Source organism: Haemophilus sputorum HK 2154, assembly GCF_000287615.1.
GTDB lineage: Bacteria > Pseudomonadota > Gammaproteobacteria > Enterobacterales > Pasteurellaceae > Haemophilus_A > Haemophilus_A sputorum.
In genome coordinates this window covers 511,943-535,206 of the sequence record NZ_ALJP01000009.1, presented here as the reverse complement: position 1 = coordinate 535,206, position 23,264 = coordinate 511,943, and the positions used below count along the sequence as shown (strand labels likewise).

Genomic DNA, 23,264 nt, shown 5'->3' with positions numbered 1-23,264 from the left:
AGATTATTTTCCTAGGCCTAAAAATAGCGAGCAAATACCCGCAGCAATCAATGGACCAACTGGCACGCCACCTAAAAATGCCACGCCTAAAATGGTGCCAATAAGTAAGCCTGTCACAATGATTGGTTGAGCCGACATTAAATTCACGCCACGACCACCTAGCCAAGCAACAAAAATACCAATAGCAATAGAAAGCAGTATTTTCCAATTTAGCATTTCTGCCAGTGCCGGAAATTGAATTCTGCCAGAAACAATGGGGCTTAATACGGCAATTGTGAGAATGATAATGCCGATGGTTAATCCACTTTTTTCAAGCTGAGGGATATATTTACTTAAAAAGGTTTGTTGCATAAGTAGCAAAACGGTGGCAGAAATGGTAATGGAATTATTATTGCCCATTACACCAAGAAAAATGAGTGCCACTAAAAATAGGGCAACAGGGTTAAATTGAAGAGTCATAAGTGGTATCGTTCCAGTATTTGTAAAAAAGTAGAATGAATCTTCTAATAATTTACTACAAGTCTGCTAATTAGCAAGCTTATTTCTATACTATAGAAATTTAGTTAGTAGCAAATATCCAACTATTTATTCAGAATATTGGAAAAACTTTCTAATATTACTTCTACAAATGATTTTTGTCATATTGGAGTACGATGCTAGAGTTTATAATTGAGTAAGCGTGTATTCTAGCATAGATTAGAGAGAAATTAAGACATTCCTCTTGCTTATTAATAGCGCTGTATCTAGAATACAAGTTCTAACTTATTACTAAATTAATAAACAAAATGCAACAGAATAGATTAACTCCAGAGCAAATCGCGATCTTAGATTTTTGGCATAAAATAGAATTTTTTCTTCCTTATGATCTAGAAGATACGCTTTCTAAAATTAAGAAGGCTCAACAAAACTATCTGCCTTTATTTAAGCAGAAAATAGAATTTCTATCAACTGAAGAATTATGGAGATACTTAACACCAGGTTTACATAAAGATGAAGTTATTTTAGGTTTTGATCTTTTTATTGGTATTTATAATAAAAATGAATTAGCAGAAAAATTAAACAAACTTTTAAAGTTTGATACTAGTAGTGAAAATGTTCGCTTTATTGGTAATATTAAAAACAACATATCTTCAAGTAATGGGAAAGGGTTAAGTTGTTGTGCAAAAATTAGCTTAGATGAATTTGGACGTTTAGACCCATATAAATCAGGAAATATTGAAGTGTCAACAGCGCCTTGGGCTATTGGTCAGATCCGCAAGAATAATGGGGATGTTACTTGTTTGGATTTTGAGCAATTTGATTGTGAGATGAAATTGCTTAAAGATACTCTTGCTGACTTTTTAAGAATGAACATAGAGCCCCATGTAACCAAAGAAAATCCTTTTCCTGCGTTAAGTGGAAAAAATATTGTTCAACTTATAGATGTTGTAATGGAATGGATGAATTTTAGCCCAAATTCTGATGATGTTACTCATTTTTATATTTATCCTAAAAGAGGAAAAAAAACAAGAAAAGAAAATAATAAAAATGAATCATTAAAGTTTACTGTTGAAGTTGAAAATATTCAGATTTCTATTCTAAATAGTTTTTTTGCAATTGATCTTGCTAAAACTATTCAAGCTGGAATGAATAATAAAATAGTTGGTAATACTTTGATTTCTTATCTTTCTAAAACATATAAATACATTGACTTATATGATTCATTGGAAGGGAAGGAGTGCATTATTGAAAATTTAAAGCCAGAGTACATTAATCATGGACATTGGTTTAGTGAGAATTCTCATCATATGAGTTTGATGCAGCAATTTGCTATTAATACAATATTCAAAGAAATTAATAAAAATCCGGAAGGTCGATCACTTTTTTCTGTTAATGGTCCTCCAGGAACAGGAAAAACAACTTTATTAAGAGATATCTTCGCAGAAAATATTGTTCGTAGAGCCACTGCATTAGCTAATTATTTAGATGTTAAAAGTACTTTTAAATCGGATAAGATCAAAATTGAGTTTGGAAGGAATACATTGGAATTAGCAGTTCTTCAAGATGATTTAACTGGTTATGAAATGGTTGTTACTTCGTCAAATAACGCTGCTGTTCAAAATATTTCGGAAGAGTTACCTCAAATGAAAGCTCTTGGTAGAAATTGGTATGATATGAAGAAAAATACTAAAGTAAAGTATTTACAAAGCGTGGCAAGAAATTTGATTTCTTGTAAGAAAATAAATAAGAAAAAAGAGTATGTAGAATTAGATTTTGAACAACAACCATGGGGATTAATTGCATGTGTATTAGGGAGAAAAGATAAAAGAGAATTTTTTGTTGAGCAATTTACGCAAGAGCCAGATCCTAACCTTAACGGATTTAAAGAAGATTATTTTGATAGTATTTATACGTGGAGAAAAAGATATTCAGGTCCAAGCTTTAGTAAAGCAAGAGAAGCATTTTTAACTAAACAAAAAGAGGTTAAAGAACATATTTCTCATCTTACTACCTATATGAATATTGTATTGAAATGGAAAGATTTATGTGAATTTGATTTTGAACATGAAGCTTATTTAGCTAAATTAGAAATTGAGCGTAACTTATCTAAACTTACAAACTTGATTCAAGAACGAGAATTTTTAAATTTAAATAAGCCTACTTTATTAAGTAGATTATTTTTTCCTAAGAATTATCAATGTTATTTAGAAAAAATTAAGAATAATAATTTTGAACAAGAAAATCAACGTCATTTAAGACTTCTTTCTGAAGATAAGCTACTCAATATACAAGAAAAACAAAATGAAAAAGAACGCTTGTTTGCAAAGCTTTCAGAGTTAAGAAATATTTTAGGATATAGCGAAAATTTTAATGAAAGTAAAGTTAAAACACCTATTAATATGTTAGAGGATTTAGAGAAAGAACAATGGCAAATTAGTGGATTCTGGTCTGATGAAAATCTTAATCATAAACGTTCAGAATTATTTCAAGCCGCATTAAGTTTGCATGAAGCATGGATAGCTGAAAGTATTAGTTGTGGTTTCAGTGGCAATATTTTAGCCATAAAAAATTTGATAGGAGGTCAGCAGTTACAAGGTAATCCAGAAAAAATAGAAGAAGCTGCTTTACTAATTTGGCAAAGCTTATTTATGATGGTACCAGTTGCTTCCACTACTTTTGCTTCTTTTGGATATCTATTCCGTTATTTAGGTGCCCAAAGTCTAGGTTGGATTTTTGTTGATGAAGCAGGGCAAGCTATTCCTCAGGCTGCGGTAGGTGCCATGTGGAGAGCTAAAAATGCTATAGTTGTGGGCGATCCATTGCAAATTGAACCTGTATTTACTACTCCTGAGAAATTAACAGATATATTGTTTAAGGCAAGTAAAATTCAGGTCGATTTTGAGGTCTCTCCACATAAAACATCTGTTCAAGTATTAGCAGATAAAGCTAATCCATATGGAGCATATTTGGATGTTGATGGAGAAAGTACTTGGATTGGAAGCCCATTACGGGTGCATCGTCGTTGTCTGGAGCCAATGTTTTCAATTTCTAATTGTATAGCTTATCAAGGTAAAATGGTTTTTGGATTGAATAAAAAACATCCAATTCAAGATCCATGGTTAATGGGAGATAGTGCTTGGATTCATTTATCAGAAGGGGAACAACAAGAAGAAAAAGAAGTTGAACTTGTAAGTAATATTTTTAGGCAGCTTTGTCTTCAGCGTTATAAAGATAAACAGTTACCTCCAATATACATAATCTCTCCTTTTAAAGAAATGTGTGAGAAGATTAGAACGCGTTTAAAAGAAAATGAAAAATTATGGAGCGAATTTGGAGTGAGTGGGGGTGATTGGGTTAACAAGAATGTAGGTACTGTGCATACTTTTCAAGGAAAAGAAAGCAGTATAGTTTTACTAGTTTTAGGAAGAAATCAATCAGATATTATTAAAGCAATGCCTTTAGTGAGTAAACCAAATTTATTAAATGTTGCAGCTACTCGAGCAAAAGATCGTTTATTTCTTATCGGTGATTATCATGTTTGGAAAGAAAAATATGAATGTTTTAAAAAAGCTTTACCGATACTAGATAATATTATTGATGCATCAATTTTTCTTGAAAAATTACAGAAAAAAGTAAAAGAGGTTCGATAATTAAACAAAGGCGAGTTTAAAACTCGCCTTTGTTAAAATATTATTTTATGCAGCAACCATGACCATCGCTGGACGAAGTACGCGACCTTGTAGAGTGTATCCTTTTTGTAATACTTGGCTGATATGGTTAGCATCAATGCCTTCTGCCGGTTGCATTGAAATAGCTTGGTGAAGTTCAGGATTGAATACTTCGCCAACTACACCGACTGCTTGAACGCCAAATTTCGCAAGGGTAGAAATGAATTCTTTGTGGGTCATTTCAACACCATCGACTAAAGCTTGGGTGGTTTCATCTGAAACGGCTTTGTCTAATGCGGCTAATCCACGCTCTAGGTTATCTACTACAGTTAATAATTCTTTAGAGAATTTTTCTAATGCGAATTTATGCGCTTTTTCTACCTCTTGTTCAGCGCGACGACGCATATTTTGAATTTCAGCTTGTGCACGTAATTGGATATCTTGTTCACGCTTATCAGCCTCTGCAATGTAGGTTTCTAATTCGTTAATACGAGCATAGCAACCAGCAAGTTCAGCTTCGATTGGTTGTTCTTCTGTTTCTACAGTGGTTTCCTGAACTTGTTCTTCTACTTTTTCTTGTTCATTGATTTCTGGGTTTTCATTGGCTTGAGTCATGATAAATCCTCTTTTAAGTGATTCAATAGGTTAAACTTTCTTTAATATAATAACAAATTCTTGCAATTCAAGAAAATGACAAAAATAATTTCATTTTTACTGAGAAATTCCTTGCAAAATCTAGGGGGTCACTTAAAATTCCCCTCAATTTCCGCTGTGTTGTGATAGTGTGAAAGATTCGTCAATTTTCGGATTTATCCGAACGCTTTTATCTTTTTTTCTTAACGGAGAAAACTTAAATGAAAAAAATCGCAGGTTTAGTCGCTGCAGGCGTGGCTTCATTAGTGTTAACAGCTTGTAATGAAGAGAAAGCAACCACAACGGAAACCGCAGCCCCGGCAAACGCGGGCACCGTTCACTTATATACTTGGACGGAATATGTACCAGAAGGCTTATTAGATCAATTCCAAAAAGAAACAGGCATTAAAGTTGAGGTTTCAAGTCTTGAATCTAATGAAACCATGTATGCGAAGTTAAAATTACAAGGTAAAGACGGTGGTTATGATGTTATCGCACCTTCTAACTACTTCGTATCAAAAATGTCAAAAGAAGGTATGTTAGCTGAACTTGATCACAGCAAATTACCGGTAATTGCAGAATTAAATAAAGACTGGTTAGACAAACCTTACGATAAAGGTAATAAATACTCATTACCACAACTTTTAGGTGCGCCAGGTATTGCATTTAACACGAACGATTATAAAGGTGACCAATTTACTTCGTGGGGTGATTTATGGAAACCAGAATTCGCAAATAAAGTGCAATTATTAGATGATGCGCGTGAAGTATTTAACATCGCATTATTAAAATTAGGTAAAAATCCGAATACTACTGATCCAGCTGAAATCAAAGAAGCTTTTGAAGAGTTGAAAAAATTACGTTCAAACGTACTTTCATTTAACTCTGACAACCCTGCAAACTCATTTATTTCAGGTGAAGTTTCAGTAGGTCAATTATGGAATGGTTCTGTTCGCATTGCGAAAAAAGAAAAAGCACCAATTGATATGGTTTTCCCGAAAGAAGGCCCTGTTTTATGGGTGGATACTTTAGCGATTCCAGCCAATTCGAAAAACAAAGAAAATGCGCATAAGCTAATTAACTATTTATTGAGTGCGAGTGTTTCTAAACAACTCACACTTGAAATTGGTTATCCAACTTCAAACGTGAAAGCATTAGAAGAATTACCAAAAGAAATCACTCAAGATCCAGCAATTTATCCAACAGCAGAGATTCTACAAAAATCTCACTGGCAAGATGATGTGGGCGATGCAATTGAGCTTTATGAAAAATACTATCAAGAGTTAAAAGCTTCTAAATAATCTTAGATAGATAAGTAAAAGGCAGAATTTGAGAAATCAAATTCTGCCTTTTTTGTTCTTATCTGTTGACTATAGTGCAGTAAAGAAGCTAATTAAGCCTAATACTACACCTGGTGAATTGGCTAGTGCTACTGGATAATCGCGTTTTTCTTTTAATAATCCATAAGCAACCCATAATGAGCAGTTAACTGCTGTGGCAAGTGGTTGCAAAACACCACCTTTTTGCCCCGCTAGGTTTAAATTAATTTGTTCTAAATAAGAGACATACATGCATACCGCAGTGAAAGTGGCAACCCAACCTAAAATGTTAATGAAACGTTCGTTTGTCATTCTTCCCCCAATTTAATAACTAAAGTATATATTTAATGATTTCTTAATTCTCTTTAATTATATTAAATTATTTCTTTAAAGTCAATAATATTTGATGTTGTGTGTATTCTATGCTTTTTATTGACAATAATTTTGTTAGGGAGAAAAAAATCCCCACACCGTATTTCAGTTATGGGGATTTGAGATAAACAAGACTATAAACCTAATACTTTACGTCCGTTAATGGAGGCAATATTTGCCATTTCTTCAAGGTTGGTAAAGCGACATCCGGCAGAAAGCAAGCTTAATTCTTGCCACATATCACCCTCACAAAGTGGTACCATGTAATCACAGATATTATCTGTACCAATAGCCACAGTAATACCTTCTGGAATGAGTTCATCGGCAGGGGTTAATGCATTATGGAAGGGTTGAAGATCTTCTTTACGTCCACTATCAATCCATGCCATTGGGCAGGCAATAACCATCATTTGTGCATCACGCATTTTTTGATAGAGCATTTTTCGATATTCTTTAGGATGTGCACCAATTGAAATACCATGAATTGCAACTACCCGCCCTTGCATACCGTGTTCAATGGCTTTATCGCATAGTTGTTCGGTTTCTTTTTCTTTTGGGGTATTAAATTGGTCAACGTGAACGTGCAACATTTTGCCAAGCGATTTCGCTTTATCCATTAAAATATCCATGGCCTCTAAGCCTTTACCAAAATCTAATTCATCTCGATAAGGCAAACCACCAATCATATCTACCATTTCAGAGCCGATATCAAACCATTTTTTAGCGCTAGGTTCAATCACGCCTTTTAAGGTTTGGTTGGCGAATTTCAAAATAATGTCACTTTTATAAACTTCACGAGCTTTATGAGCGGCAATAATTGCACGATCTTCGCAGACTGCATCAATATCTACGAAAGTACCGAATGCGGTTACCCCTTGTGAAATCATTAGCTCAATAGCTTGGCTAAAGCGGCGATAGTAATCATCGACAGTTGAATTGCGTTTAATTTCATCGACTAAATCCCATTTTTGTTGGAGGTTTGCATTTTGATAAATGGTAATTTTCTCTGGAGTCATGGTAAAGGCGCGGTCGGCATGAGCGTGGGAATTAACCCAACCTCCTTTTTTGATAATTTCATCACGAATATGACCTTTTAAAGTGCGAATAAGTTGACCCATGGTTATTTATCCTATTTTGCAAAATTTAGACGAAAAAAAATCGCTTGTAAAAAGCGATTTGAAGAAAAGAGAGAAATGAATAAAAAAATAGCTACGCCTCGTAATACGATGCGTAGCGAAAAAAATGGTAACATTGATCGAGAAGAATTCATTTCTAGTTCCTATGTTTGGACTAGAGCGATAGTATAATGACTTTTTTAGAAAATGCAAACGGTTGCATTTGGTGGCATAGTCTTCTAAAATTTGCTCCGTTCTCATCGGGGTGCTTATAGGCTGAGATATGTGATCATAAACCCGTAGAACCTGAACTGACTAATATCAGCGTAGGGATTTGAGATGGCGTGCCTGCCTTTCTTAAATCCTTCTATATTCTTTTAGAAGGAACTTATATGAACCAACTAACCAAACTTTCCCTTTCTGCCGTTTTTCTTAGCACAAGCGCTTTGGCACAACAGCCAATGTTAAATGTTTATACTTACAGCTCATTTGCTTCAGAATATGGACCGGCTAAACAGCTAGAAGCAAACTTTGAAAAAACTTGCCAATGTGATTTACGTTTTCTGCCATTTGATGATGGCATCACGATGTTTAACCGTGTGCGTTTAGAAGGAAAAAAAACTAAAGCTGATGTAGTGTTAGGCATAGATTCCTTTCTTAAAGATGAAGCCGAAAAAGCAGGCTTATTTACTGCGCATGAATTATCTTTAGATTCAATTGCCATTCCGACTAATAATTGGAAAAGTGAAGTTTTCTATCCTTTTGACTACGGCGAATATGCCTTTATTTATAATAAAGATAAATTAAAAAATCCCCCAACTTCCATGAAAGCGTTAATTGAGCGAACTGATTTACGTGTTATTTATCAAGATCCTAGAACAAGCACTGTGGGGCGAGGCTTGTTAATGTGGGTAAATGCGCTTTACGGAGAGCAAGGCGAACAAGCGGTTGCAGAGCGTTGGACAGCCTTAAGCAAACATACCGTTACGGTGGGTAAAGGTTGGTCAGAAACCTATGGAGCTTATTTAAAAGGTGAGGCTGATTTAGCGCTAAGTTACACAACTTCACCGTTATACCATCAATGGTATGAAAATGATGATAAGAATGTTGCAGCCATTTTTGATGAAGGGCATTTAGTGCAAGTGGAATATGGCGCGATTATGCAATCTTCCAAACAAAAAGCATTGGCACAAAAATTCTTACAATTTTTAACCACGCCAGAATCACAAAAAATTATTGCTAAAGCAAATATTATGCACCCAGTCATTACTGAAGAAGTGGATCCATTATTGAGTGCACAACCAAAAACAAAAACGTTAACGAATTTTGCTATGCCAAGTAGTGAACAAGTGCGTCAATGGTTGAATATTTGGCAAAAAGCTATCACTCAATAATGAATTTTTTTTGATTTTATTTGTCTGTAAGGCGGTAAGCGGTCGGATTTTATGAAAATTTTGCAAAATAGGTTGCCAAATTGATTAACTTCTGTTATTTATACCGCCTTTTAGAAGACCCCAAATTTTATTTATCATTCAGCTTTGTTTATGACTGAAAAATAAAGCCACTTTTTAAAGCAATTTTGGGTAAAGAATTGGGTAAAATCAAAAACAGGAGTGAATCATGACACAAGTAAGTAACAGCGCCTCATTAGGATTATTAGCCATTGCGGGTGTTAAACCTTACGAATTAAAGAAGGGTGAAGAGTATATGAATGATGCTCAAAAAGCACACTTCACCAAAATTCTAAAAGCGTGGCATGCGCAAATCATGGAAGAGGCTGAAAGAACAAAAAGCCAAATGCAAGAAGAAGTTGCAAACTTTGCAGATCCTGCAGACCGTGCAACCCAAGAAGAAGAGTTTAGTTTAGAGTTGCGTAATCGTGATCGTGAGCGCAAACTGTTAAAGAAAATCGAACAGACTTTACACAGTATTTCAGAAGATGAATATGGTTACTGCGAAACTTGTGGCGTAGAAATCGGCTTAAAACGCTTAGAAGCACGCCCAACAGCAGATATGTGTATCGACTGCAAAACCCTAGCAGAAATTAGAGAAAAACAATTAGGGTTATAATGATTATAACGGAGAGTGGTATAAGCTCTCCGTTATCCTATTTTTATATGAAGTTTATTGAGGTGAGCTATTTTTAATTACATTAAATCGTTTTTTTCTCGCCCTAAAAAAGCGAAAAAACAACAATTTGCAGATGAAATAACGGAGCGTCAGGAACGAAAAGCAGATAATAAACCGCTATCTCATCGCACTGAATCTAAATCTAAATCCTCCCCCTCTTCTGAACGAGCACGAAAAGGTCGAAAAACGCAAGATCGTGTCCCGTCTCATATGTTACACAAAAAATACACGCTAAATGCATCACATTTTGATATTAGCCCACGCGCCTTTCCAAAACACGCATTAACTATTGTTGAAAAATTACAACGTGCAGGTTTTGAAGCTTATATTGTGGGCGGTTGTGTTCGGGATTTACTATTAGGTAGAAAACCGAAAGATTTTGATATATCCACCAATGCTAGACCGGAAGAAGTGCAAAAAATCTTTGGTCGTCAGTGTCGTTTAGTAGGTAAACGCTTTCGTTTAGCCCATGTGGTGTTTGGGCGAGAAATCTTTGAAGTAGCAACATTTCGCGCTAATCATGAAAATCATAGCAATGATAAAATTTCTAAAGTCAGTGATGAAGGAATGTTGTTGCGCGATAACGTATATGGCTCTTTACGCGAAGATGCAGAGCGCCGTGATTTTAGCGTGAATGCCTTTTATTACGACCCAACACATAACATCATTTTCGATTTCTTCAATGGTGTTGAGGATTTACAAGCGGGTAAATTACGCCTATTAGGGAATCCTATTCAGCGCTATCAAGAAGACCCTGTACGCATGCTGCGTGCCATTCGTTTTATGGCAAAACTAGATATGTTTTTGGATAAACCAACCGCCAAGCCAATTAAAGAAATGGCTGGGTTGTTGACGAATATTCCGGCTGCACGTTTATTTGATGAGTCGCTCAAATTATTACAATCTGGCGAAGGTGTAAAAACTTATCAGTTGCTACGTGAATATGGCTTGTTTGAATTGCTATTCCCAGTACTGCCACCGTTTTTTACCCCGAATCAAGACAGTAATGCGGAGCGCATGTTAATCAAAGCATTAACCTCAACAGATGATCGGATTAAAGATGGTTTACCTGTTAATCCTGCATTTTTATTTGCTGCACTCTTTTGGTATCCGTTACGAGAGAAAATTGATGAGTTGAAAAATGAAGGTGGATTAAATTCGCATGATGCAATGATGCTTGCGGCAAATGAGATTTTAGATGAAAGTTGCAAAGCTGTTGCGCTACATCGACGTCATACGGGAGTGATTCGTGAAATTTGGTCGTTACAATTCCAAATGACCAAACGTTCGGGTAAACGCCCATTACAAACGCTTGAAGTCCAAAAATTCCGTGCTGGTTTCGATTTGCTAGTGATGCGCGCTGAAATTGAAGGCGGTGATTTGGTAGAACTTTCCGCTTGGTGGCATGAGTTCCAATTTAGCAATGATGCACAACGTGCGGAAATGTTGAAAAATGTACGTAGCATGCCGAATTTTGCGGGTGAAGAGAAGAAAAAACGTCGCCGTAAAACACCATATCGTCGTAAGAAGAGTACTATGAAAAAGCCTGCAGGAGAGTAGCAGATGGTGCGAGTTTATATTGCGTTAGGTTCTAACTTAAATAATCCTCTGAATCAGCTTGAACAAGCGGTTGAATCTTTGCAGGATTTTGCAAAAGATTTGCGAGTCAGTCCATTTTACGGTTCTAAGCCGCATGGGCCACAGGATCAACCTGATTATGTCAATGCAGTGGCGACGTTCACAACAGAACTCTCCGCAGAGGCTTTATTAGACAAGTTACAAAGCCTTGAGCAGCAACAAGGGCGTGTACGCTTACGTCGTTGGGGCGAGCGGACTTTGGATTTGGATATTTTGCTATATGGCAACCAAGAAATTCAAACAGAACGTTTAACGGTGCCACATATTGAAATGAAAAACCGAGAGTTTGTAATTGTGCCACTTTATGATTTAGCGCCAGATTTGGTCTTACCTAATGGCGAGAAATTAGCGGATATTTATCCGCTATTTCAAGATCATCAAATGGTCTGTTTTAAACGTAAATAAACGAACAAAAGGCGCTTTTAAAGCGCCTTTTGTGTTGTTAAGCATCTGTTTTTAAGTCTTTTCTAAACGAAACCATTAACTGGTCAATTTTGAAATTCTCGGTGTCGATAATTTCAAATTTATATTGATCGTAAAGAACAAAATCCGTTTTCTTCGGAATTTTACGTAGCATATACATCATAAAACCACCGATAGTTTCGTAGTTTTCATCATTTGGGAAACTTGGAATTTCCAATGCACGCATGACATCTTCGAGCGGCGTTGCGCCATCAATTAACCAAGAATCCTCATCGCGTCGAACAATTTGCTCTTCTTCGGTTGAAACTAATTCGCCCATGACAATGCTCATTACATCGTTAAGAGTAATAATGCCGACCACTAGGGCATATTCATTGACGATGACGGCAAAATCTTCACCTGCAGATTTAAATAGCTCCAATACTTCATAAAGCGAAAGCGTATCTGGAATAAAGAGCGATTTGCGGAGCAGTCGGCTATCCGTTAAAGAAACATTTTCATGTTTCAAATATTGGGTAAGCAAATCATGCGACTCTACATAACCTAAGATTTTATCTAGCCCGTTATCACAGATTAGTAGCTTAGAATGTGAGTTCTCGCTGATAGTTTGTAATACTTGGGCTTTATTGTCGGTTCTATCCAAAAAGACAATGTTTTCACGAGTGGTCATGGTTGAAGTTACTCGTCTTTCTTGCATTTCAAACACATTTTCAATCAGATAGTGTTCTTGCGCTTTCAGTACTCCCGCTTTTGCTCCTGCATCCATCACTGCAACAATATCTTCAGAAGTCATATTGTCTTGGCGGATAGTTGAAACGCCAAAGAGTTTGAAAAGCGAGTTCGCAATCCAGTCAAAAAAGAGCACCAATGGCTTAAAGATGACAATACAAAATGACATGATACCGATTGTACGCACGGCGACTTTTTCTGGGTAAGTCATTGCAATGCGCTTTGGCATTAAATCTGCAAGAAGAATAAAAGATGAGGTCACAATTAAAAAGGCAATCCAAGAGGCTGCAGATTCTACCCATTGAGCTTGCGTATATTGTGAAAGAAATTGGCTAAAATAAGGCGTAACGGCACTTTCGCCAACCACCCCACCAAAAACGGCAACCATGTTTAATCCAATTTGGACGACAGTAATAAAACGCCCTGGCTGTTCTTGCAGTTTCATCACCTTTTCAGCGCGTTTATCGCCTTCGTTTACCATGGATTGCAGTTTCAGTTTTCGTGCGCCTGCAAGTGAAATTTCAGATGCCGAGACAATCGCACTGATCAGAATTAATAAAAAAATAATTAAAGCGGCTTCAAATAAGCTCATAATATCCTCAATTTATTTAGGTTGAGAGATTGCCATAATAGCAGATTCGTCAATATTTGCCCAAAAATGACCGCTTGTAGGCCATGCACGAATTAAAAAATCTTCGCCTTGATAGACAAAAGCCAGCTGATAAGCATGTAAATAAACTCGATCAGCGCTACTGCCGGCATAACGCGTATCGCCTAAAATCGGGCTGCTAAGGCTTTTCATCGCAACTCGCAGTTGATGTGTTTTTCCCGTTTTAGGTTGTAAAATGAATAATCGCAGATTCGGTGCAAGCGAAAGGCTATGAAATTGCGTAATGGCGGGGTGATTTTTCGTTGGACAGAGTTTCCAACTTCCGCCACGGGATTTTTCCATATCACCGATAATTTTCCCCTGTTTTTTCTTCGGTTTTTTATCACTTAATGCCAAATAGGTTTTTTCAACTTTATGTTCATGAAAAAGATGATAAAAATTTACTGCGGCAGTTTGATTACGTGCAAAAATCAGTAAGCCCGAAGTTACTTTATCTAGCCTGTGAACCAACCATAATTTTTCTACGCCAAGCTGTTTTGCTAATTTTTCGGATAATCCGACCGCTTGTTCATCTTTATGCACGCTAATACCAGCCGGTTTGTTAATCACCACAAAATCGGGGTGTTCAAAGCAAATCGTCAAATTTTCTGTCATTTTTTGCTATACTGAGTCAAATTTTGATTATTCTAACAAGGAAAGCGAATGGCACTAAATATTTATTTAATTCGTCACGGAAAAACCGTGTGGAATATAGAAGGCAGATTGCAAGGCTCGGGGGATTCTCCATTAGTTGAAGAAGGTATTTTAGGAGCGAAGAAAACGGGACAAGCATTAAAAGACGTTAAATTCAGCGCCGCTTATTCCAGTATGCAAAAGCGTGCCCAAGATACCGCCAATTACATTTTAGCGGAAAACAATTTGGCAAATATTCCACATTTTCATCATGCTGGTTTAAATGAATTTGATTTCGGCAGTTGGGAAGGTATGAAATCAGTCGATTTATTCGATCATGATGAATATTGGATAATGAAACGTACGCCAAAAGACTATCAGGCGCTGAGTAATGGTGGCGAAACTTATGAGAAAGTTTATCAGCGCGCTTTAGCGGCTTTTAAAGAAATTGCAGAAAAACATCAGCAAGATGAAAATGTCCTGATTGTTTCTCACGGAATGACATTGACGGTGCTAACAGCCGTGCTTAAAGGTTTACCATGGCATGAAGCGCGTAATGAAGATTTGCATAGTTTTGTGATAAATACCGCAATCAATATTGTTGAGGTTGACGGAGAAAAAAACACTTTGAAAGTCTTCAACCAAGTTGATCATCTAGATAAATAAACGAAAGCGGCTTAATCGCCGCTTTCATTATTTTCAAACCAACTTTCTAAAATCAAACAAGCCGAGATAGAATCAACCTTGTCTTTTTTTAGCGCTTTATATCCCCCTCGTGAAAAGATTTCTGAGCGGGCTTCAACAGTTGTCAGGCGTTCATCTTGAAAAGCAACGGGTAGATTAAATCTGCCTTGCAGGCGGTTACCAAATTTTCTGGCTCGTTGCGTTAAGGGCTGTTCAGTTCCATCCATATTCAGTGGTAAGCCAACCACTAATAAATCCGGTTGCCATTCTGCAATCACTTTTTCAATTTGTGCCCAATTTGGAATACCATCTTGTGCTTTAAAGGCTGGAAGTCCTTGTGCCGTGCCGGTAATACTTTGCCCGACTGCACAGCCAATGCTGTATGTTCCGAAATCAAAGGCTAATAGAGTTTTTGTCATATTTATGCTCTTGCAGAAGGGGCGAGAACGCCAGAAATGCCAAGTAATTCATTTGCTTCATTCCAACGATCTAAATAGCCAGTTTCAAATAAAATACGGTGGCTTGCTTCTGAAACAAGCCAGAAATTTTGCCCAATTTCTTGTTCAAGCTGCGCGCTTTGCCAGGTTGCACAACCTAAGCAAACAATAAAATGTTTAGGCGAAAGTGGCGTGCCAAAGCTATCTAAGATATCGCCTGAAGTGGTTAACATAATCTCATCAGTAACCTTATAACTATGCAAGAAATTCATTGCAGTTTTGGTATGAATAATAAAACCGCGGTCTTGATTCATCGGGCCACCGCTTAATACCATTTGATCTTTAGTGTATTCCCGCTGATTTGCCATTTGGAAATCCATTCGGGTAAGCAATTCCAGAACAGAAAGATCAGTAGGAGTGTTAATGACTACACCCATTGCGCCATTTTGATTATGTTCGCAAATATAGACAACGGTTCGGTCGAAATAGTCATCATCCATTTCTGGCGTAGCAATTAAAAATTTGCCTTGTAAGTTTTCTAACATTAAATCCGGTTTCCTATACGGTTAAATATCGCCAAAGCAGACCTGTAATGCGGTAATGGCAGCCAGTGAAGCGGTTTCTGTGCGTAGAACTCGTTTACCTAGCAGCACTTCCGTAAACCCTTCTTTTTCCGTCATTTGGATTTCTTCAGCAGATAATCCTCCTTCTGAACCAATAAGTAAACGTACCCCTTCAGGTGGAATATGCGGTAACTGACGAATAGTATATTTTGCCCGAGGGTGCAGATTTAACTTAAGCATATTATCTTGCTCTTTGCACCAATCGGTCAGTTTCATCATTGGGCGAATTTCTGGAATTTCGTTACGTCCACATTGTTCGCAAGCGGCAATCGCAATTTTTTGCCATTGTTGTAGCTTTTTATCTTGGCGCTCATCGTTAAGTTTTACCCCACAACGTTCTGACCAAAGAGGGGTAATGGTTTTTACCCCTAGTTCTACAGATTTTTGGATAGTAAATTCCATCCGATCACCCCGCGAAATCACTTGCCCTAAATGAATCGCAAGAGGCGATTCGCGATCATCTAATTCGCTTGATTCAATTTTTGCAATAATTTGTTTTTTTTCGACCGCTTGTAGGTATGCGTGGAAAATATGGTTTGAGCCATCAAATAGGATAATTTGCTCTCCCTCTTTCATTCGTAACACACGTCCAACATGGTTAACAGCATCTTCACTTAACAGACAGCTATCCAGCTCTGCAAGTGGACTTGGATGGTAAATTCTTGGAATTCTCATGGTTTCTTATATCCTCATTTTAGCCATCATTGTAATGTAATTTGGCGCTGAAATAAATTTTTCACAGGGATTTGGTGTGAAAGTGAGTCTGAAAAAACAAGCGGTCGGATTTTCTTTCTTTTTTGCAAAAAGTATGGAAAATTCGACCGCTTGTTAAAAAAGCTTTTGCTTATTTATATTGATGAATTGCGTTAGCAATTTCGTTGTCGTTGTAGATAGATTTTACGACATCTTGATAAGCTTGCGATAAGACTGATTTAATATCGTCATTATCAGTAGTCAGCGCAGCGCCTTCGTAACCACGGGTCGCATTGAAGTTTTTATTAAAGTGACCTTTTGCGCCTTTAACCGCTACTTCAACATTCACTTCGGCATTAACTTTATAAAGGATGTTGCCTTGTTCTACTGTTGCGTAGAATTTGCGTACATTCACAATCACATTTGCATTTGCACCACTTTGAACAATTTGGAAGCCTTTCGCGTTTAAGTCTTGCTGTACAGCCTGTTGGAACATCGCGCCCACTTCAGGTACGGCGGTTAAGCGGGTAATTTCACCACCTTTGGTATAGCTTGCCACTTCGCGTGAAGGACGTAAGTCTTGCGTCATGACGCTAATTGAAGCCGATTGATTTTGTGTATTAAAGGTTGCGGTTGGGCTTGGTGTGCTGAAATTAAGCACATTAGATTGGCTTTGGCAGCCGGTTAATAACGCCCCGGTGAATAAACCAGCAAGTAATAGTGCTTTTTTATTGAATTGCATCATAAAAGATCCTTTTAGTTTCAATGATTTTGAAAAAGTATAGTATGATTTGGACTGAAATACTACCGTTTCACAGGAGAAAAAATGTTAGTTGCAGAAAGTATTCAACACAAATTGACCACAAATTTTGCGCCAAGTTTTCTAAATATTGAAAACGATAGCCATTTACATAGTTCTGGTCGGGGCAGTCAATCTCATTTTAAAGTAACGATGGTGAGTGATGTCTTTGAAGGCAAACGTAATGTTGCGCGTCATCAGGCTGTTTATGCATGCTTACAATCTGAATTAGATGGCGGTGTGCATGCCTTAGCTTTGCATTTATATACCCCAGCAGAATGGCAAGAAAGAGGCGAAATCATTCCAAATTCAATGAATTGTTTAGGGATTGGAAAGTAGTCTGATTTATTTTAACGGCTAAAATAAAAGTTGATTCTGAGGGTAAATAGGGGTATATTACGCCCCGTCTTTTATTGATTCGGTGAGATGTCCGAGTGGTTGAAGGAGCACGCCTGGAAAGCGTGTATATGCGAAAGTGTATCGGGGGTTCGAATCCCCCTCTCACCGCCATTTAATAGAAGGTACTGTTTTCATAGATATTTCCTTGGTTAAGTTAAAGTAGAAATACTTTTTACATACTATATAGTTACCCTAAACATTTTGTTTAGGTTTTTTTTTATCTTAAATTTGATAAAAAACAAATGGCATAAAAAAGCGTTGTGCAAAAGTTGCTTGTAATAAGTTTTAGTATTAAAGTGGGCGTATTGTTCATTTAAGGAGAAAACGCATGAAAAATGATAAACCAATTGAGTGTGTCGGTTGTAATACTTTTGATGTCGGCACTATTTTAGATAATAGCGATTGTGATGCGGTAGTAGAGAAAATTTTTGCTACCCAACAAGAAGCTGAAGAAGGATTGGCATTTTTAACGCAAAAAGCGCGTGATACGGAAAGTGAACCCTGCCAGATTTCACATCAATACGAAGCCGTAGAGGGTGGGGTAAAATTAAGAGCTAAATTTACCTTTAGTTGCCAAGCTGAAGTGGTTATTTTCCAATTAAATACGCGAGCGTTTTAATTTGAATAAAATAAAAAAATCGAGGCAGTTTAAACTGCCTCGATTTTTTGTTAAATGAAGTTAGCGTCTTGTTTCAAATTCTGCTAGGGCTTCATCAAATTGTTGCTGCACTTTTGGATGAACAGGTGCAAAGACAGATGATGTTACAGTAATAAATGAGCAAACTAAGAAACCAGGAATAATTTCATATAGTTTAGATAAATCGTCCCAGCCAAGATAGCGCATGAGTGGGCTCCATGCAACAACGGTGATAGCACCAGATAGCATTCCCCATAATGCAGCTTTTGAGCTAATGTTACGGTTAAAGAGGGAAAGAATCACAACTGGTCCAAATGCCGCACCGAAACCTGCCCAAGCATAGGAAACTAATCCCATCACTTTTGAGTTTGGATCTTGGGCAATAATAATCGCAATAACAGAGATAAGTAATACCATTAAGCGACCAACCCAAACTAACTCTGTGCTAGAGGCATTTTTACGGAAGAAACCTTTGTAGAAATCTTCGGTAATAGCCGCAGAACACATCAATAATTGCGCAGATAAGGTACTCATAATTGCAGCAAGAATTGCAGATAATACGATGCCGACAATCCAAGGGTTAAACATGGCTTTGGATAATTCAATGAATACCGCTTCTGCATTCGTAAGGTCTAAATTTCTTTCAGTGAAATAAGCTAGTCCAAAATAACCTACTGCAACTGCACCACCTAAGCAAAGGATCATCCAAGTAATACCTATTTGGCGTGCTTTATTTAAAGAAGCAACAGAGTCTGCAGCCATAAAGCGAGCCAAAATATGTGGTTGACCGAAGTAGCCTAAACCCCATGCCAAGGCAGACACTACACCAATACCAGAAACGTTGTGCAACCAGTTACTATAAGGAATACCTGTTACAGCAGATTTTGCTTCAAGTGCCATTTTGAGATCATCCCAACTGATCGTGAGAATAACCATCACAGGCGCAAGAATTAGAGCAAAAATCATCAATGAAGCTTGAATAGTATCACTCCAAGAAACTGCTAAGTACCCACCAATAAAGGTGTAGCTAATGGTCGCAATCGCACCAAACCAAAGCGCGGTAGTGTAATCCATGCCTAATAGGCTTTGGAATAATTTTGCACCAGCCACTACTCCAGAGGCACAATAGATGGTAAAGAAGAACAAGATAATACCTGAAGAGATAATTTTCAGTGCTTTTTTCTGACGAGGAAAACGTTGTGCAAAGAACTCCGGTAACGTTAAGGCGTTGCTATATTTTTCAGTAAAAATACGCAAGCGGCCAGCAACAACACGATAGTTCAAATAAGCCCCAATAGTTAACCCAACAACAATCCAAGCTTCGGATAAACCAGAGAGAAAAATTGCTCCAGGTAATCCCATTAATAACCAGCCGGACATATCTGATGCACCAGCAGACATGGCAGTAACAAAACTCCCCATTTTGCGACCACCTAGAATATAGTCGTCAAAATTCTGCGTGGAACGGTAGGCATATAATCCAATGCCTAAAATAACGAGCAAATAGAGCCCAAAGGTAATGTAGATTTGCATAAATCACTCCTTTTTAATGTTCTTCAGAAGACATTAACGAGGTGTTTCCGCCAGCAGCTGTGGTGTTGTAACTGCGAGAGAACTCATCGTATAACGGTAAAATATCTTGGGTAGTTTGCCAATCATAGCATTTAAAAATAGCTGAGCTGTTTTCAGCTAACCATTGGCGTCGTTCTTTACTTAATTCTGCTAAGTAGATACCTTTTTGGCAGTGACCTAATTTAGTATCAACACGTATGCCCGCTTTACCAGATTTAGCTAATGGATGACTTGGCTCAACTAAAATCGTAAAGCCTTTTGCCAATAGTTTATTTGCAGCTTTTTCTGATGTAGCTAAATCGCCATTTAGAATTGCTACTTCAGAAGGCAAGTAAGCTAAAGAGTTGCGTTCACCAGTAATACTGTCTAAAACAGGTTGTGCATTACCCAGAGTGTTTTCGTCACCGAATTGGCTGTAGTAGCGGTCTGTTTTTGTTAAACGTTGCAAATAGAATTCACCACCGGCTTTCGGGCCTGTACCAGATAAACCATGACCACCAAATGGTTGTACGCCCACAACAGCACCAACAATATTACGGTTAATGTAGAAGTTGCCGCAGTGGAGGTGTTTTTCAACTAAATCCATTTGTTTACGGATACGGCTATGACAACCGCCAGTGAGGGCATAACCTTTCGCATTAACTTCATTGAGTACGTTAACCAAGTTCTCTTTTTTATAACGCACGATGTGTAAGATAGGGCCAAACACTTCACGTTGTAATTGGTTAAGATTATCTAAAAGATAGACTGCTGGTGCGACAAAATGACCATTGGTTGGTGCCTCTAATTCGACATAAGCACGAGCGACTTTCCGCATATTCGCTTTATGATTTTCTAGATTTTGTTTCGCTTCTTGATCAATTACAGGGCCAATATCCGTTGAGAGTAAACGCGGGTCGCCAAGGCTAAATTCGTTAATCGCTTCTGTAATCATTTTATAGTAATGATCTGCAACATCTTCTTGTAATAACAAGATACGTAGCGCAGAACAGCGCTGACCAGCAGAGTCAAATGCAGAGCTTAAAACGTCTGCAACAACTTGTTCTGGTAATGCAGAGGAGTCAGATACTAATACGTTTTGTCCACCAGTTTCAGCAATTAAAACAGGATCGTTATCCGCTTGTGCAATTCGTTTTTCAATCAATTTTGCAACTTCAGTTGAGCCAGTGAACACAACGCCATCAAAAGCTTGTTGTACTAATGCCGCCCCTAAATCGCCTGCCCCAAGCACCAATTGTAATGCCTCTTTTGGTACGCCTGCTTGGTGTAAAAGTTTTACTGCTGCATATGCAATAAGAGAAGTTTGTTCTGCAGGTTTGGCAATTACCGCATTTCCTGCTGCAAGGCTTGCAGCAACTTGTCCAGTAAAGATAGCTAAAGGGAAGTTCCAAGGCGAAATACAGAGAACTTTTCCGCGTGGTGCACCCAAGTGTTGATCTTTTGCGAGATATTCAAGCTGATTTGCATAATATCTGAGAAAATCGACCGCTTCTCGTAGTTCTGCAATGGCATTTGGTAATGTTTTACCAGCTTCAACAATGGCAAGTTTCATCAATAAGCCGAAGTTTTCTTCATATAAATCGGCGGCTTTTCGCAATACATTTGCTCGTTCAGTTGCGCTTTGTGCTGCCCATGTCTCATTATTTGCCGCGTTAAACACAGCTTGTGCTTCAGTTGGGTTTAAGAAAGCAACTTCTGCTAAGTTCTCTTTCAGATTAGCTGGATTGACCACGGTATGCGCAGCTAAGTTTTCTGCATTAGCCAGCACCGTGAGTGATTGCACATTTTCGATAGGTGCTTCGTTTAATGCTTGTTCTAATTTAGCTAACTCAAATTCGTTGCTTAAATCAAAACCTGCAGAGTTTCTACGATCACTAAATAGCTCAAGTGGATTGCGTACTAATTTATTCGGTTCACCATTAGATTTCTCATAGAGTTTCCAAGGCGGAATCACTAATTGTTCTACCGGAATATTTTCATCGACCAATTGATGAACAAATGATGAGTTTGCCCCGTTTTCTAATAAACGGCGAACTAAGTAAGCTAATAAGGTCTCGTGCGTGCCTACGGGGGCGTAAACACGGACTTGGCGATTAAAATTCTCTTTGCCAACAATGTTGTCGTATAAGCTTTCACCCATGCCATGTAAGCATTGGAATTCAAATTGTTTGCCTTGACCTAATTCGTGGATCGTACACATAGTTTGTACGTTATGAGTCGCAAATTGTGGGTAGATCACATCTTGAGCAGCAAGTAATTTTTTCGCAGAGGCAATATAGGAGATATCGGTGTGATTTTTACGAGTATAAAGTGGGAAGCCATCTAAGCCATCCGCTTGCGCCCATTTTACTTCGCTATCCCAATAAGCTCCTTTTACAAGACGAATCATTAAATAACCGTCTTTTTCGCGAGCAAGATTGATTAAGTAATCCAACACAAATGGGCAACGTTTAGAGTAGGCTTGAACAACATAGCCAATACCTTTGTAACCTTTGAGTTCTGGCTCATCTAGTAATTTTTCTACTAAATCCAGAGATAGCTCTAAGCGACTAGCTTCTTCTGCATCAATGTTTACGCTGATGTTATATTTTTTGGCGAGTAAGAAAAGTTCTTTTACGCGCGGATAAAGCTCGTCGATAACACGATCATATTTCGCACGCCAATATTTTGGATGGATAGCAGAAAGTTTAACGGAAACACTGTTACCATTATAGATAGTGCGACCTGCAGCATCTTTCCCCACACTTTCAATGGCATGGAGATAATCATTAAAATAACGATCTGCATCTGCTTGGGTCATGGCTGCTTCACCAAGCATATCAAAAGAGAAGGTAAAGCCTTTTTCATAACGAGGCTTAATGTTCGTTAGCGCTTCTTGCATGGTAACGCCAGTTACGAATTGTTTCCCTAAGATTTGCATAGATTTTACAATGAGCGTACGCATAATCGGGGCAGAGAAGCGAGCAAAGCTACGGCTTAACGCATTTGCGAGGCTTTTTTCGTCTAAATTTTCACTAATTTTTTTACCGAAAACTAAGCCATAACTAGCTGCGTTGATAAAAAATGAGTTAGCGTTACCAATGTGAGATTTCCAGTTACCATCACGTAATTTTTCATAAATCAAATCATCGCGGGTTTCTGCATCAGGAATACGTAACAGCGCTTCAGCTAAGCACATTAGTGCGACACCTTCTTCACTGCTTAATGAGAATTCTTGCATTAAGGCATCTGCGCCATATTGTTTTTGTTTAAGATGGCGAAGTTTGTTAATAAGTTTGATCGCATTGTCAGTAATGCGTTTTTCTTGTTCTTGGGTAAAATCTAAGGTTTTAAGCAAGTTATCTACTGCCGTTTTCTCATCTAAGCGATAGTTTTCGGTAATGAGTTGGCGTTCAGGACGGTAGGTTTTAGAAAGTTGGAAGGACATAGTAATCACCCCTTGTTGCTTTGTTACAAGATTGTTAATGAACATAAAATCAACAGAGGGAAAAGTAAATGCTTTTTTCTCGAATTTGTGAATCACTTCACAGAATTGTGTGAAAATAATGTAAAATTCACGAAAATACTGAATAAATAGCGATATTTTTTAGTTTTTGAAGAAAATAGAAAGGAAAATTTGAGAAGAATCGAC

The 23,264-nt window shown here is 37.6% G+C and carries 21 protein-coding genes, 1 tRNA gene and 1 riboswitch; of the genes, 10 read left to right on the top strand and 12 right to left on the bottom strand.

Annotation, left to right across the window (positions count from 1 at the left end; translation table 11 throughout):
* Window positions 1–3: 3 nt before the first annotated feature.
* Window positions 4–459, bottom strand: coding sequence for a DUF441 domain-containing protein (locus tag HMPREF1128_RS05040; RefSeq protein ID WP_007524202.1), 456 nt, complete (start codon window positions 457–459; stop codon window positions 4–6).
* 326 nt (window positions 460–785) lie between these two features.
* On the opposite strand from HMPREF1128_RS05040, the gene HMPREF1128_RS05035 reads away from it, so the two are divergent.
* Window positions 786–4,130, top strand: coding sequence for an AAA domain-containing protein (locus HMPREF1128_RS05035; protein ID WP_007524668.1), 3,345 nt, complete (start codon window positions 786–788; stop codon window positions 4,128–4,130).
* A gap of 45 nt (window positions 4,131–4,175) precedes the next feature.
* Here HMPREF1128_RS05035 and grpE read toward each other — a convergent pair whose 3' ends face one another.
* Complete coding sequence (gene grpE / locus HMPREF1128_RS05030; RefSeq protein ID WP_007524983.1) at window positions 4,176–4,763, bottom strand: nucleotide exchange factor GrpE; 588 nt, start codon at window positions 4,761–4,763, stop codon at window positions 4,176–4,178.
* A 239-nt stretch (window positions 4,764–5,002) separates the two neighbouring features.
* Between grpE and HMPREF1128_RS05025 the strand changes: the two genes are divergently transcribed.
* Window positions 5,003–6,082: an extracellular solute-binding protein gene (locus HMPREF1128_RS05025; protein ID WP_007524844.1), complete on the top strand. Its 1,080-nt coding sequence runs from the start codon at window positions 5,003–5,005 to the stop codon at window positions 6,080–6,082.
* 69 nt (window positions 6,083–6,151) lie between these two features.
* Here the strand turns inward: HMPREF1128_RS05025 and HMPREF1128_RS05020 are convergent, their stop codons facing one another.
* Together HMPREF1128_RS05020 and HMPREF1128_RS05015 are read right to left on the bottom strand one after the other, a co-directional pair.
* A complete protein-coding gene (locus tag HMPREF1128_RS05020; protein WP_007524603.1) occupies window positions 6,152–6,412 on the bottom strand; it encodes a SemiSWEET family transporter in 261 nt (86 codons plus the stop codon).
* A gap of 194 nt (window positions 6,413–6,606) precedes the next feature.
* A complete protein-coding gene (locus tag HMPREF1128_RS05015) occupies window positions 6,607–7,590 on the bottom strand; it encodes an amidohydrolase family protein (protein WP_007524369.1) in 984 nt (327 codons plus the stop codon).
* A 248-nt stretch (window positions 7,591–7,838) separates the two neighbouring features.
* Window positions 7,839–7,938, top strand: a riboswitch (TPP riboswitch).
* Window positions 7,939–7,979: 41 nt separating this feature from the next.
* Between HMPREF1128_RS05015 and thiB the strand changes: the two genes are divergently transcribed.
* From thiB to folK, 4 genes are all read left to right on the top strand, one after another.
* Window positions 7,980–8,981: a thiamine ABC transporter substrate binding subunit gene (gene thiB, locus HMPREF1128_RS05010; RefSeq protein ID WP_007524695.1), complete on the top strand. Its 1,002-nt coding sequence runs from the start codon at window positions 7,980–7,982 to the stop codon at window positions 8,979–8,981.
* Between the two features lie 226 nt (window positions 8,982–9,207).
* On the top strand, window positions 9,208–9,657 hold the full coding sequence (gene dksA, locus HMPREF1128_RS05005) for an RNA polymerase-binding protein DksA (protein ID WP_007525123.1): 450 nt from the start codon (window positions 9,208–9,210) through the stop codon (window positions 9,655–9,657).
* Between the two features lie 69 nt (window positions 9,658–9,726).
* Window positions 9,727–11,277: a polynucleotide adenylyltransferase PcnB gene (gene pcnB, locus HMPREF1128_RS05000; protein ID WP_029495305.1), complete on the top strand. Its 1,551-nt coding sequence runs from the start codon at window positions 9,727–9,729 to the stop codon at window positions 11,275–11,277.
* A 3-nt stretch (window positions 11,278–11,280) separates the two neighbouring features.
* Entirely contained in the window at window positions 11,281–11,760 is a 480-nt protein-coding gene (gene folK, locus HMPREF1128_RS04995; RefSeq protein WP_007525529.1) for a 2-amino-4-hydroxy-6-hydroxymethyldihydropteridine diphosphokinase, read from the top strand.
* 37 nt (window positions 11,761–11,797) lie between these two features.
* Here folK and HMPREF1128_RS04990 read toward each other — a convergent pair whose 3' ends face one another.
* Entirely contained in the window at window positions 11,798–13,099 is a 1,302-nt protein-coding gene (locus tag HMPREF1128_RS04990; RefSeq protein WP_007525527.1) for a hemolysin family protein, read from the bottom strand.
* A gap of 12 nt (window positions 13,100–13,111) precedes the next feature.
* Entirely contained in the window at window positions 13,112–13,771 is a 660-nt protein-coding gene (locus HMPREF1128_RS04985) for a TIGR01621 family pseudouridine synthase (protein WP_007524498.1), read from the bottom strand.
* Between the two features lie 48 nt (window positions 13,772–13,819).
* Here HMPREF1128_RS04985 and HMPREF1128_RS04980 point away from each other — a divergent pair, with 48 nt between their 5' ends.
* Window positions 13,820–14,455 (top strand): histidine phosphatase family protein, encoded by a 636-nt coding sequence (locus tag HMPREF1128_RS04980; protein WP_007524859.1) that lies wholly within the window; start codon window positions 13,820–13,822, stop codon window positions 14,453–14,455.
* Window positions 14,456–14,466: 11 nt separating this feature from the next.
* Here HMPREF1128_RS04980 and ruvX read toward each other — a convergent pair whose 3' ends face one another.
* From ruvX to HMPREF1128_RS04960, 4 genes are all read right to left on the bottom strand, one after another.
* Window positions 14,467–14,892, bottom strand: a complete 426-nt coding sequence (gene ruvX, locus HMPREF1128_RS04975; RefSeq protein ID WP_007524059.1) for a Holliday junction resolvase RuvX — start codon at window positions 14,890–14,892, stop codon at window positions 14,467–14,469.
* A 2-nt stretch (window positions 14,893–14,894) separates the two neighbouring features.
* On the bottom strand, window positions 14,895–15,455 hold the full coding sequence (locus HMPREF1128_RS04970) for a YqgE/AlgH family protein (protein WP_007524731.1): 561 nt from the start codon (window positions 15,453–15,455) through the stop codon (window positions 14,895–14,897).
* A 21-nt stretch (window positions 15,456–15,476) separates the two neighbouring features.
* On the bottom strand, window positions 15,477–16,208 hold the full coding sequence (rsmE, locus tag HMPREF1128_RS04965) for a 16S rRNA (uracil(1498)-N(3))-methyltransferase (protein WP_007524366.1): 732 nt from the start codon (window positions 16,206–16,208) through the stop codon (window positions 15,477–15,479).
* A 169-nt stretch (window positions 16,209–16,377) separates the two neighbouring features.
* Entirely contained in the window at window positions 16,378–16,968 is a 591-nt protein-coding gene (locus HMPREF1128_RS04960) for a YajG family lipoprotein (RefSeq protein WP_007525275.1), read from the bottom strand.
* A gap of 84 nt (window positions 16,969–17,052) precedes the next feature.
* Between HMPREF1128_RS04960 and HMPREF1128_RS04955 the strand changes: the two genes are divergently transcribed.
* The 3 genes from HMPREF1128_RS04955 to HMPREF1128_RS04945 all read left to right on the top strand — a co-directional run bounded on the left by HMPREF1128_RS04955 (window position 17,053) and on the right by HMPREF1128_RS04945 (window position 18,043).
* Window positions 17,053–17,364, top strand: coding sequence for a BolA family protein (locus tag HMPREF1128_RS04955; RefSeq protein ID WP_007525253.1), 312 nt, complete (start codon window positions 17,053–17,055; stop codon window positions 17,362–17,364).
* A gap of 81 nt (window positions 17,365–17,445) precedes the next feature.
* Window positions 17,446–17,535 (top strand) — tRNA-Ser (locus HMPREF1128_RS04950).
* A 217-nt stretch (window positions 17,536–17,752) separates the two neighbouring features.
* A complete protein-coding gene (locus HMPREF1128_RS04945) occupies window positions 17,753–18,043 on the top strand; it encodes a YfcZ/YiiS family protein (protein ID WP_007525120.1) in 291 nt (96 codons plus the stop codon).
* Window positions 18,044–18,103: 60 nt separating this feature from the next.
* Here HMPREF1128_RS04945 and putP read toward each other — a convergent pair whose 3' ends face one another.
* Complete coding sequence (gene putP / locus HMPREF1128_RS04940) at window positions 18,104–19,594, bottom strand: sodium/proline symporter PutP (protein WP_007524876.1); 1,491 nt, start codon at window positions 19,592–19,594, stop codon at window positions 18,104–18,106.
* A 13-nt stretch (window positions 19,595–19,607) separates the two neighbouring features.
* The gene (gene putA, locus HMPREF1128_RS04935) at window positions 19,608–23,060 is read right to left on the bottom strand and encodes a bifunctional proline dehydrogenase/L-glutamate gamma-semialdehyde dehydrogenase PutA (RefSeq protein ID WP_007524964.1); all 3,453 of its coding nucleotides are present in this window, start codon (window positions 23,058–23,060) and stop codon (window positions 19,608–19,610) included.
* Between the last annotated feature and the right edge of the window lie 204 nt (window positions 23,061–23,264).